The sequence below is a fragment of the Gluconacetobacter diazotrophicus PA1 5 genome (assembly GCF_000067045.1).
GTDB classification, from domain to species: Bacteria; Pseudomonadota; Alphaproteobacteria; order Acetobacterales; family Acetobacteraceae; genus Gluconacetobacter; species Gluconacetobacter diazotrophicus.
Map to the genome: position 1 here is coordinate 3,424,347 of NC_010125.1, position 12,179 is coordinate 3,436,525.

Here is a 12,179-nt window from a genome sequence, read left to right on the forward strand (position 1 = left end):
AGCATGAAGGGTCCGGATCGATCCGTAAAGAACCGGTGATGACGCTTTGCGTGCCTTTTCAAAGACAAAGGCCCGGAAGAGCATGCTCTTCCGGGCCTTTGCGACAGAACGGAAACGGAAAGGATCAGGCTTCCGCCGGAGCTTCCACCGTTTCCTCGAGCGCTTCCTCGACGAAGCCCGAGGGCTCCTCCTTCTCGACGCCGATCTCTTCGCCACGGGCCTGGCGCTCGGCTTCTTCTTCCGAACGGGCCACGTTCACCGTGACGGGGATCGAAACTTCCGGATGCAGCGCGACGCGGACGTCGTACAGGCCCAGTTGCTTGATCGGGTTTTCCAGGATCACCTGCGTGCGGGCGACCGTCAGGCCGGCCGCCGTCGCCGCCTCGGCGATGTCGCGGGTCGTGACCGAGCCGTACAGGCTGCCGCTGTCGCCGGCCTGGCGGATCAGCACGACGGACAGGCCGTGCATGCGCTCGGACAGGCGCTCGGCCTCCTCGCGGCGCTTCAGGTTCAGCGCCTCGAGCTGCACGCGCTCGCGCTCGAAGCGCTCGCGGTTCAGGGCGTTGGCACGGATCGCCTTGCCCTGCGGCAGCAGGAAGTTACGGGCATAGCCCGGCTTCACCTTCACGACGTCGCCCATCTGCCCCAGGTTTTCGACGCGCTGGAGCAGGATCAGTTCTACTGCGGACATGATCTGCCTCCCTCAGCCGACAATGTAGGGCAGAAGCGCCATGAAACGGGCCCGCTTGATCGCCTGGGCCAGCTCGCGCTGCTTCTTCGCGGACACCGCGGTGATGCGGCTGGGGACGATCTTGCCGCGCTCGGACAGGAAGCGGCTGAGCAGGCGAACGTCCTTGTAGTCGATCTTCGGCGCGTTGGGGCCGGAGAACGGGCAGGACTTGCGGCGACGATAGAACGGCCGGCGCGCACCCACGGCCGTGCGACGGGCGGCGGGGTTGATTTCAGTGGTCTCGGACATGGATTCTTACTCCGCTTCGCCGTCGGTGTCGCGCCCGTCTTCACGCTCGTTGCGTGCCCGGAACTCCTCGCGATCGTCGTAGCCGCGACGGGCACCGCCGGCACCGCCACGTCCGCTTTCAAAGCGGCCGGCCGGCTTCGGACCACGGAAGCCGCGCTCGCGCTCGTCGCCCTTGCGGGACAGGATCACGGACGGCGCCTCGTCGATCTCGTCGACGCGCAGGGTCAGGACGCGCATCACGTCCTCGTTCAGGCCGAGCTGGCGCTCGATTTCCTTGATCGTCTCCGGCTTCGCATCCAGACCCAGGAGCATGTAGTGCCCCTTGCGGTTCTTCTTGATGCGGTAGGCCAGGCTGCGCAGGCCCCAATATTCGCGCTTCTTCACAGCGCCGCCATCGGTTTCCAGCAGCGCGGCGATCCCGTCGGCGACGGCCTCGACCTGCTGCTGCGATACATCGTTACGTGCGATGAACACGGTCTCATATAACGGCATGGGAACTCCCTTCGGATAAGGTCAACCCGACCGTTCCGGACCCGGTCCGGACGGCGCCCCTCCCGCGGGGCATGGGTATAGCCGGGGCGATGCCGCGTCCCGGCAGGGAAGGTGCGGTGTGAAGCACAAACCCCGGCCGACCACAAGGGGAAACTGCCGAAAAGCCGAATTCGGGCGGCCGGTGGATCAGGGGCGCAGGGCCCGGGGAACCGTCAGCCCCAGCCGGTCGGGAATGTCCCAGACCTCGCGCACCGTGCGCACGGGCCGGAATCCGGCCCGCAGATAGGTCTCCATCGCCCTGGGATGGTCGGCGGTGCAGGTATTCACCCGCACGCTGTCGGGGTGGAAGGCCCAGGCCGCGTCCAGGGCGGCCCGCAGGAAGGCATGGCCGATCCCATGCCCGATCTGGCCGGGCATCAGGCCGAAATAGGCCAGGTTGACCTCATCCGGCTGGGTCCGGTCCAGTTCGAAGAAGCCGCAGACCTGCTCGCCGCGCCACAGGACGTGGACCAGCACGCCCGGGTCGCGCAGCAGCGCCGCCAGTTCCCGGTCGGGCACGACGCGGCGCAGCCACCAGCAATAATCCTTGCCCACCCCGTCATACAGGCGGCGATAGAACGCAACGCCCGGCGCCGGCTGATGCACGATGCGGTAGCCTTCCGGCAGGGCAGGCGCCGGACCGGATGGCGGGGCGTCCATGCACAGGAAGGTCACGTCGACAACGGCCCGGGTCGCCGGCCCGGAGTCCGCCCGCGCGTCTCCGACGGACGCGACCATGGCCCGGCGAATCAGTTGTCGTCCAGGAACGAGCGCAGCTTGCGGCTGCGGCTCGGGTGCTTCAGCTTGCGCAACGCCTTCGCCTCGATCTGGCGGATGCGCTCGCGCGTCACGTTGAACTGCTGGCCCACCTCTTCCAGGGTGTGGTCGGTGTTCATGCCGATGCCGAAGCGCATGCGCAGCACGCGTTCCTCACGCGGGGTCAGCGAGGACAGGACCCGCGTCGTGGCTTCGCGCAGGTTGGTCTGGATCGCGGCGTCCAGCGGGATGACCGCCGTCTTGTCCTCGATGAAATCGCCCAGGTGGCTGTCTTCCTCGTCACCGATCGGCGTTTCCAGCGAGATCGGTTCCTTGGCGATCTTCAGGACCTTGCGCACCTTCTCCAGCGGCATGCCCAGCTTTTCGGCCAGTTCCTCGGGCGCGGGCTCGCGTCCGATCTCATGCAGCATCTGGCGCGACGTGCGGACCAGCTTGTTGATGGTCTCGATCATATGGACCGGGATGCGGATCGTGCGGGCCTGGTCGGCGATCGACCGGGTGATCGCCTGGCGGATCCACCACGTGGCATAGGTCGAGAACTTGTAGCCCCGGCGATATTCGAACTTATCCACCGCCTTCATCAGGCCGATATTGCCCTCCTGGATCAGGTCCAGGAACTGCAACCCGCGATTGGTATATTTCTTGGCGATCGAGATCACCAGGCGCAGGTTCGCCTCGATCATCTCCTTCTTCGCGCGGGCCGAATCGCGCTCGCCGCGCGACACGGTGGCGTAGACGCGGCGGAATTCGCCGACCGGCAGGCCGGTTTCCTGCGACAGGGATGCGACCTGGCCGCGCAGGTCCAGCACCGACGCCGAATGCTTGGCGACGAAATTCTTCCACGCCTTGCCCGGCAGGGCGGACACCATGTCCATCCAGCCCGGGTCCAGCTCGCTGCCGCGATACTTGATCAGGAAGTCCTCGCGCGAGACCTTGGTGCTCTCGGCCAGGCGCAGCATGCGCCCTTCCAGCCCGTTCAGCCGCTGGAAGATTTCCTTCAGGTGCTGCACCAGCACCTCGATGCGGGTGTTGTGCAGGTGGACCTGCTGCACCTTGCCCACCAGTTCCTCGCGCAGCTTCTCGTACGATTTCTCGGACTTGTCCGACATCTCGGCGCCCGAGGTCAGGGTCTCCAGCCGCTTCGACTGCAGCTTCTGCAGCCGGGAATACAGTTCCTCGATTTCCTCGAACTGCGCCAGGATCTCGGGCTTCAGCTTTTCTTCCAGCGCGGACAGCGACAGGCCGGCGCTGTCGCCTTCCTCGCCGTCCTCGCTCTCGGGGGCCGCGTCGAAGCTGCCGTCTTCCTGCTCGCCGCCCTCGGCGCCGGCCTCGGCTTCGGCGCCGCCGGACTGCATGGCCTCCAGGTCCACGATGTCGCGCAGCAGCATCTCGCCCGCCTTCAGGCGCTCGTGCCACGAAATGATGGCGCGGAAGGTCAGCGGGCTTTCGCACAGGCCGCCGATCATCTCGTCGCGGCCGGCCTCGATCCGCTTGGCGATGGCGATTTCGCCCTCGCGCGACAGCAGTTCGACGGACCCCATCTCGCGCAGGTACATGCGCACCGGGTCGTCGGTACGGCCCAGGCTCTCGGTATCGACGTTGCCCGCGGCACCCCCGGCTTCCTCGCCCTCGGTGTCGGCCTCCTCGGCCTTCTCCTCGCGATTGGCCTCGCTGTCGTCGTTATCCTCGTTCTCGACGACCTGGATGCCCATTTCGGACAGGACCGCCATCACATCCTCGATCTGCTCCGACGACATCTGATCCTGGGGCAGGACGGCGTTCAGCTCGTCGAAGGTGATGTACCCCCGTTCCTTGCCCCGTGCGATCAGTCTCTTGACGGCTCCGGATTGGGTATCCAGCAGAGTGGTGTCGTTGTCCTGATCGCCAGCAGTCGCTTCCGAACCCGCGGCTGTCTTTGTCGCCATCGCCTGCCCTATCCTCAACCGCTAAAGCGCCCTCGCCTGTGTCATGCAACGGCGTCGCCGGCCCTGTTTCGCGGTCCGGTCGCGTTGCCGCGCAGGGCGCGTAAACCACCGGATACGAAATGACCACTTTGTCGCATCTGACAAATTACAGTGTGGTGCAGGTGGTCGATTCACTCGCGGAAGTCAAGGCCCGGCATGGCGCGCCGACGCGCAACCTTACCCTTCGCCGGGCGTGAGATCCCCGCGCCGCAACGCCTCCCAGGCCAGAAGCCGGGTCCGCAAACTGGCCCACGACCGCGCGTCCAGCGTGCCGGCGCACAGGCTTTCGGTGTCCAGGCGGATATCTTCGCCGAACTGCCGGACATTCAGCAAGGCAAAAAAATGCCACCATTCCTGCACCACGTCGACCGCCATCAGGTCGTCGGGCGCGCTCAGCGACATCGGCAGCGGCCGGGCGGCCACCACCGCCATCCGTTCCTCCGCCAGGCCGCCCTCGTCCAGGCGCCGGTCCAGCGCCTTCGCATCCGTCAGGTCGCCCGACGCGGCCAGGTCCATCACCGCGGCCCGCACCCGCGCCAGGGCGGGCGGCAGGTCCAGGCGGCAATAGGCGTCCTCGACCTCGGGCAGGATATGGGGGTGGCGCAGCAGGATCGCGGTCAGGATGCGCATGCGCTCCTGCGCCGCGGCCGCTTCGTCGAACGGCGCCGGGGCGGACCCGGCCGGCCACGACACGCCCGCCTGCCTGCCGTCCCCGCGCTGGCCGCCCTGGCCCGCACGCTTCCCCTGGCCCGGACGGCGGCGATAGGTCTCGAAGAAGCGGTCCAGCAGCGTGCTGCGATATTCCGCCGCCAGCCCCTTGTCCGCGATCAGCGCCGCCGCCTCGACCAGGCGCCGGCGCACCGCGGCGCGCTGCTCGGGCCCGGGGTCGCGTACCCCCTGGGTCAGCAGGTCGAACAGCACGTGGCCGATCGGCCGCGCGCCCTCCAGCAGTGCCGCCACCGCGCCGCTTCCCTGCCCGCGCAGCAGGCTGTCGGGGTCCTCGCCCTCCGGCAGGGCGCAGAAGCGCAGGGTGCGGTTGATATCCAGCAGCGGCAGCGCCGTTTCCGCCGCCTTGACCGCCGCGCGCTGCCCTGCCCCGTCGCCGTCGAAGCACAGGATCGGGGCCGCCGCCATCTGCCACAGCGCCTCCATCTGTTCCGACGTCAGGGCGGTGCCCAATGGCGCGACCGCGCCGGGGAACCCCGCCTGGTGCAGGGCGATGACGTCCATGTAGCCTTCGACCACCACCAGTTCGACCGGCGGCGCCCCGCGCGGCCGCGCGGTGCGCAGCGCGGCCCGGGCGCGATCCATGCCGAACAGGGTCCGCCGCTTGGAAAACAGCGCGGTCTCGGGCCCGTTGAGGTATTTCGGCTGCCCATCCCCCAGGATGCGCCCGCCGAACGAGACCAGGCTGCCCCGCCGGTCGCGGATCGGGAAGGTCACGCGGTTGAAGAACAGTTCCCCCTTCGGGCGCCCGTCCTCGTCCACGCGCATCAGCCCGGCCTGCGCCAGCATCTCGGGCGTGACCCCGTGCGGCGCCAACTCGTTCAGCAATCCGCCCCGCCCGTCGCCGGACCAGCCCAGCCCGAAGCCGGCGATCGTCTCGTCCGACAGGCCCCGCCCGCGCAGGTAGGCCAGGCCCGCCCGGCCCTCGGGCGCATGCAGCCGGCGCACCCAGGCGGCCTGCACCAGGTCCAGCACGTCGGACAGGCCCCGGGCGCGCTGCTCGGCCTCGCGCTCCCGCGGGCTGGCGCGCGGCACCTCCAGCCCCGCCTCGCCCGCCAGTTCGGCGACCGCTTCGGGAAAGGAGCGTCCCTCGCTCTGCATCACGAAGGAAATGACGTCTCCATGCGCGCCACAGCCGAAGCAGTGGAAATGATCGTCATAGACGTAGAATGACGGCGTCTTCTCGCCATGGAAGGGGCAGCAGGCCTTCCAGTTCCTCCCCGACCGGACCAGCTTGGTCCGGCGGCCGATCACCGAGGCGATCGGCGTGCGGGCACGCAATTCCTCCAGAAAGGCGGGATCGAGCGCCACCGCGTCAGGCGGACAGCAGCGTCTTGACGGTGGCGCTGGCGCGGCCGGCATCCAGTGCCGCGCCGAAGCGCGCCTTCAGCGCGGCCATGACGCGGCCCATGTCCTTCATCGACGCCGCCCCCAGTTCCGCGATCGCCTCGCGCGTCGCCGCCTCCAGCGTGGCGGCGTCCAGCTCGGCGGGCAGGTAGCCGCGAATCGTCTCGATCTCGGCTTCTTCCTTCTCGGCCAGTTCGGGGCGGCCGCCCTGGCGGTACATCGCCGCCGATTCGGTGCGCGACTTGATCATGCCGCGCAGCATGGACACGATCTCGTCCTCCGCCACCTCGCCACCCTTGGCCCGGGCGCCGATGTCGACGTCCTTCAGCCTGGCGTTCACCATGCGCAGGGTGCCGACGCGCCCGGACTGCCCGGCCTTCATCGCCGCCTTGAGGTCTTCCATGAAACGCGCGCGCAGGGACATGATCCCGTTCTCCTGATCCAGTGGCGGGCGCCGGCGAGGGGCCGGAACATTTTTCCCACCGATTTGCCGTCGATCCGGGTGGGAATTTTCTTCCCAGCCGATCGGGACGCTGGTAGGAGATAATCCCGGAAGGAAGAATTCGCCATGCCGATATCGATCGAGACCATCATCGAGCGTCTGGGCGGCGCGGATCATGCCGCCCGGCTGACCGGCGTCGGGACCGAGGCCATCCGCAAATGGCGGCAGGCCCGCGCGATCCCGCCCAAGCATTGGACGGTCATCCTGCGCCACACCGGCCTCAGCCTTTCCGACCTGCAACCCGACAGCGCGTCCGACCGAGCGGAGACCCAGATGCCGGAGACCCCGTTACCCCCCGCCACCCAGCCCCCCGAAGGCGCCACCGCCGCGCTGGTCCTGGCCGACGGCACGGTCGCGTGGGGGCGCGGCTTCGGCGCGCATACGCCGGCCGCCGGCAGCGCCATCGGCGAACTGTGCTTTTCCACCGGCATGACCGGCTATCAGGAAACCCTGACCGATCCCTCCTTCGCCGGGCAGATCATCACCTTCACCTTTCCCCATATCGGCAATGTCGGCACCAACGCGGATGACGACGAAGCCCCCCGCGTGGCCGCGCGCGGGCTGGCGGTCAAGCAGGACCTGACCGAGCCCGCCAACTGGCGCGCGACGCAGGGGCTGGACGCCTGGCTGGCCGGCCAGGGCGTGCCGGGCATCTGCGGCGTCGATACCCGCGCCATCACGCTGCGGGTGCGCGACGGCGGCCCGCAGACCGCCATCCTGGCCTACCCCGCCGACGGCGTGTTCGACCTGGACGCCCTGCGTGCCCAGGCCGCCGCATGGCCGGGGCTGGAAGGCATGGACCTGGCCCGCGACGTGACCTGCGCCGCCCCCTATTCCTGGGACAAGGGCGTCTGGACCTGGCCCGCGGGCACCTGCCCGCTGCCCGAGCGCCGCCGCCGCGTGGTCGCGGTCGATTACGGCGCCAAGCGCAACATCCTGCGCTGCCTGGCCAGCGCGGGCTGCGACGTGACGGTCGTGCCGGCCACGGCCACGGCGGACCAGATCCTGGCCCACGCGCCGGACGGCGTGTTCCTGTCCAACGGCCCGGGCGACCCGGCCGCGACCGCCGAATATGCCGTGCCGGCGATCCGCGGCGTGCTGGAGGCCGGCAAGCCGGTCTTCGGCATCTGCCTGGGCCACCAGTTGCTGGCGCAGGCGCTGGGCGCGCGCACCTACAAGCTGGCGCGCGGCCATCGCGGCGCCAACCAGCCGGTCAAGGACCTGGGAACCGGGCGGGTCGAGATCACGAGCCAGAATCACGGCTTCGCGGTGGACGAATCCAGCCTGCCCGCCGACGTGCGCGTGACCCATACCAGCCTGTTCGACGGCTCGAACGAGGGCATCGCCTCCGACCGCTATCCGGCCTTCTCGGTCCAGTACCATCCCGAGGCCAGCCCCGGCCCGTCGGACAGCCATTATCTGTTCGACCGCTTCGTCGCCCTGATCGACCGCGTCAACGCACCCGTCTGAAAGCAGCACACCATGCCCAAACGGACAGATATCCGCTCCATCCTGATCATCGGCGCTGGTCCGATCGTCATCGGCCAGGCGTGCGAATTCGACTATTCCGGCGCCCAGGCCTGCAAGGCCCTGCGCGAGGAAGGGTACCGGGTCATCCTGGTCAATTCCAACCCGGCCACGATCATGACCGATCCCGGACTGGCGGACGCGACCTATGTCGAGCCGATCACCCCGGAATTCGTCGAGCGGATCATCCTGCGCGAAAAGCCGGACGCCATCCTGCCGACCATGGGCGGCCAGACGGCGCTGAACACCGCCATGGCGCTGGACAAGTCCGGCTTCCTGAAGGAACACGGGGTGGAGTTGATCGGCGCTGACGCCGAAGTCATCGACCGTGCCGAGGACCGGCAGAAATTCCGCGAGGCGATGGACGCGATCGGCATCGAAAGCCCGCGCAGCGTGATCGCCCATACGCTGGACGAGGCCCGCGCGGCGCTGGAGCAGGTCGGCCTGCCCGCGGTCATCCGTCCCTCGTTCACCATGGGCGGCTCGGGCGGCGGCATCGCCTATAACCGCGAGGAATTCGACCAGATCGTGGCCTCGGGCCTCGACGCGTCCCCGACCACCGAGGTGCTGATCGAGGAATCGGTGCTGGGCTGGAAGGAGTTCGAGATGGAGGTCGTCCGCGACAGCGCGGACAACTGCATCATCGTGTGCTCGATCGAGAACATCGATCCGATGGGCGTGCATACCGGCGATTCCATCACCGTCGCGCCGGCGCTGACCCTGACCGACAAGGAATACCAGCGCATGCGCGACGCCTCGCTGGCGTGCCTGCGCGCCATCGGCGTCGATACCGGCGGGTCGAACGTGCAGTTCGGCGTCAACCCCGCCGACGGCCGCATGGTGGTCATCGAGATGAATCCCCGCGTCTCGCGCTCCTCCGCGCTGGCGTCCAAGGCCACGGGCTTTCCCATCGCCAAGGTCGCGGCCAAGCTGGCCGTGGGCTACACGCTGGACGAACTGGCCAACGACATCACGGGCTCGACCCCGGCGTCGTTCGAGCCGACCATCGACTATGTGGTGGTCAAGATCCCGCGCTTCACCTTCGAGAAATTCCCCGGCACCCCCGCCCTGCTGTCCACCAGCATGAAATCGGTCGGCGAGGCGATGGCCATCGGCCGCTCGTTCCCCGAGGCGCTGCAGAAGGGCCTGCGCTCGATGGAAACCGGGCTGGCCGGGCTGGACCCGGTCGAGGCCCCGGGCGACGGCGGCGAGGACGCGTTCCGCGCCGCCCTGTCCCAGCCCCGGCCGGAACGGATCCTGATGGCCGCCCAGGCGTTGCGCGCCGGCCTGGGCGTGGATGAAATCCACGCCGCCTGCCGGTTCGAGCCCTGGTTCCTGCGCGAGTTGCAGAAGATCGTGGCGGCGGAACATGCCGTGGTCCGCGACGGCCTGCCCCAGGACGCGCTGGCGCTGCGCCGGCTGAAGGCGCTGGGCTTCTCGGACGTGCAGCTCGGCCGCCTGTCGGGCACCGGCGCGCACGAGGTCGCGTCCCTGCGCGCGCGGCTGGCGGTCGCGCCCGTCTACAAGCGGATCGACACCTGCGCCGGCGAATTCGCCTCGGCCACGCCCTATATGTATTCGACCTACGAGGGCGGGTTCGGCGTGCCGGATTGCGAAAGCCACCCGACCGACCGGCGCAAGATCGTGATCCTGGGCGGCGGTCCCAACCGCATCGGCCAGGGGATCGAATTCGACTATTGCTGCGTCCACGCCGCCTATGCGCTGCGCGAGGCCGGGTTCGAGACCATCATGGTCAACTGCAACCCCGAGACCGTCTCGACCGACTACGACACCTCGGACCGCCTGTATTTCGAGCCGCTGACCGAAGAGGACGTGATCGCGCTGATCCGGCGCGAGCAGGCCAGCGGCACCGTGCTGGGCTGCATCGTGCAGTATGGCGGCCAGACGCCGCTGAAGCTGTCCCGCGCGCTGGAGGCCGCCGGCATTCCGCTGCTGGGCACGCCGGCCGACGCCATCGACCGCGCCGAGGACCGCGAGCGGTTCCAGGCCATGCTGCACAAGCTGGGCCTGCGCCAGCCGGACAACGGCATCGCCCGCACGGCGGCCGAGGCCGAGGACGTGGCCGAGCGCATCGGCTACCCCGTCGTGATCCGCCCGTCCTACGTGCTGGGCGGCCGGGCGATGGAAATCGTCCATGACCGCGCCAGCCTGCAGCGCTACATGCGCGTGGCGCTGCAACTGGCCGGGCACGACATCGCCTCGGGCCCGGTGCTGATCGACCGCTACCTGAACGACGCGATCGAGGCCGATGTGGACTGCATTTCCGACGGCCACACCGTCTATGTCGCCGGCGTCATGGAACATATCGAGGAAGCGGGCATCCATTCCGGCGACAGCGCCTGCTCGCTGCCGCCCTACACCCTCTCGCCCGCCATCGTCACCGAACTGAAGGAACAGACCGAGGCGATGGCCCGCGAACTGGGCATCGTCGGGCTGATGAACGTCCAGTACGCCATCAAGGACCAGGACATCTTCGTCCTGGAGGTCAATCCCCGCGCCTCGCGCACCGTGCCCTTCGTCGCCAAGGCGACCGGCGTGCCGGTGGCCAAGATCGGCGCGCGGGTCATGGCCGGGGCACGGCTGTCGGAATTCCGGCTGGACGACCGCGCCGTGGCGCCGCACGTCGCGGTGAAGGAAGCGGTGTTCCCCTTCAACCGCTTCCCCAACGTGGACACGATCCTGGGCCCGGAAATGCGCTCCACCGGCGAGGTGATGGGCCTGGACGCGTCGTTCGAGCGGGCCTTCGCCAAGTCGCAGCTTGCCGCCGGGGTGCGGCTGCCGCTGTCGGGTGTGGTGTTCCTGTCGGTGCGCCGCAGCGACAAGGCCGCCATCCCGGCGCTGGCCCGCCGGCTGGTGGACATGGGCTTCACCATCCTGGCCACCCGGGGCACCGCGCAGCACCTGCGCGACGCCGGGATCGCGGTCGAAGTGGTGAACAAGGTGCTGGAGGGACGGCCCAACTGCGTCGATGCCATCCGATCGGGCGACGTGCAGATGATCATCAACACCGCGCAGGGCGCCCAGTCGGTGACGGACAGCTTCGACATCCGCCGTTCGGCGCTGACAACCGGCATTCCGCACTTCACCACCATCGCGGGCGCGCGGGCCGCGACCCACGCAATCGCGGCAATGCGGGAAGGACCGCTTGAAGTCGCGCCCCTTCAATCCTACTTTAGCGGATCGTTCTGAGCATACCGCACCGACGCCGGGTGCGGGACCGGTTCCTGCCGGCCCCGCACCCGGCGCATTCGGTCTTGTGGGATGCTCTTCTTCAACCTTTGATGTCAGTCGCGCGACTGACCTTCATTCCGGGGACGCGCCTTGCAGAAATTTCCGATGACAGGCAAGGGCCTGCAGCGGCTGGAAGAAGAACTTCGCAAGCTCAAGAGTGAAGAACGCCCGGCCGTCATACGTGCCATCGCCGAGGCCCGCAGCCACGGCGACCTTTCGGAAAACGCCGAATACCACGCGGCGCGGGACCGCCAGTCCTTCATCGAGGGCCGGATTCTTGAACTTGAGGACATCATCTCGTCGGCCGAGGTGATCGATCCGGCGAGCCTGTCGGGCGACCAGGTGAAATTCGGCGCCCAGGTCAGCCTGGTGGACGAGGAAACCGACAAGGAAGCCACCTACCAGATCGTCGGCGTGCACGAGGCCGACATCAAGCAGGGGCTGCTGTCGGTGTCCTCGCCGCTGGCCAAGTCCCTGATCGGCAAGCGGATCGGCGATTCCGTCTCGGTCCCCGCCCCGGGCGGCGACCGGACGTACGAGATCCTGGCCGTCACCTACGGCTAGGCGGGATGCG

10 protein-coding genes are annotated in these 12,179 nt (G+C 68.5%); 3 read left to right on the forward strand and 7 right to left on the reverse strand.

Going from position 1 to position 12,179, the window contains the following annotated elements; genetic code table 11:
• Positions 1-124: 124 nt before the first annotated feature.
• From rplI to GDI_RS15815, 7 genes are all read right to left on the reverse strand, one after another.
• Complete coding sequence (rplI, locus tag GDI_RS15785) at positions 125-691, reverse strand: 50S ribosomal protein L9 (protein ID WP_012227813.1); 567 nt, start codon at positions 689-691, stop codon at positions 125-127.
• 12 nt (positions 692-703) lie between these two features.
• On the reverse strand, positions 704-979 hold the full coding sequence (gene rpsR / locus GDI_RS15790) for a 30S ribosomal protein S18 (RefSeq protein ID WP_012227815.1): 276 nt from the start codon (positions 977-979) through the stop codon (positions 704-706).
• 6 nt (positions 980-985) lie between these two features.
• Positions 986-1,471 (reverse strand): 30S ribosomal protein S6, encoded by a 486-nt coding sequence (gene rpsF / locus GDI_RS15795; protein WP_012227816.1) that lies wholly within the window; start codon positions 1,469-1,471, stop codon positions 986-988.
• Between the two features lie 186 nt (positions 1,472-1,657).
• Positions 1,658-2,248, reverse strand: coding sequence for a GNAT family N-acetyltransferase (locus GDI_RS15800; RefSeq protein ID WP_012227817.1), 591 nt, complete (start codon positions 2,246-2,248; stop codon positions 1,658-1,660).
• Between the two features lie 11 nt (positions 2,249-2,259).
• Positions 2,260-4,212 (reverse strand): RNA polymerase sigma factor RpoD, encoded by a 1,953-nt coding sequence (gene rpoD / locus GDI_RS15805; RefSeq protein ID WP_012554715.1) that lies wholly within the window; start codon positions 4,210-4,212, stop codon positions 2,260-2,262.
• 216 nt (positions 4,213-4,428) lie between these two features.
• Positions 4,429-6,288 (reverse strand): DNA primase, encoded by a 1,860-nt coding sequence (dnaG, locus tag GDI_RS15810; RefSeq protein ID WP_012227820.1) that lies wholly within the window; start codon positions 6,286-6,288, stop codon positions 4,429-4,431.
• A 4-nt stretch (positions 6,289-6,292) separates the two neighbouring features.
• Positions 6,293-6,748 (reverse strand): GatB/YqeY domain-containing protein, encoded by a 456-nt coding sequence (locus GDI_RS15815; protein WP_012227823.1) that lies wholly within the window; start codon positions 6,746-6,748, stop codon positions 6,293-6,295.
• A 144-nt stretch (positions 6,749-6,892) separates the two neighbouring features.
• Between GDI_RS15815 and carA the strand changes: the two genes are divergently transcribed.
• The 3 genes from carA (at position 6,893) to greA (ending at position 12,169) form a co-directional block, all read left to right on the forward strand.
• Positions 6,893-8,296: a glutamine-hydrolyzing carbamoyl-phosphate synthase small subunit gene (gene carA, locus GDI_RS15820; RefSeq protein ID WP_012227830.1), complete on the forward strand. Its 1,404-nt coding sequence runs from the start codon at positions 6,893-6,895 to the stop codon at positions 8,294-8,296.
• 12 nt (positions 8,297-8,308) lie between these two features.
• Positions 8,309-11,563 (forward strand): carbamoyl-phosphate synthase large subunit, encoded by a 3,255-nt coding sequence (gene carB, locus GDI_RS15825; protein WP_012227832.1) that lies wholly within the window; start codon positions 8,309-8,311, stop codon positions 11,561-11,563.
• 132 nt (positions 11,564-11,695) lie between these two features.
• A complete protein-coding gene (gene greA, locus GDI_RS15830; protein WP_012227833.1) occupies positions 11,696-12,169 on the forward strand; it encodes a transcription elongation factor GreA in 474 nt (157 codons plus the stop codon).
• Positions 12,170-12,179: the final 10 nt, after the last annotated feature.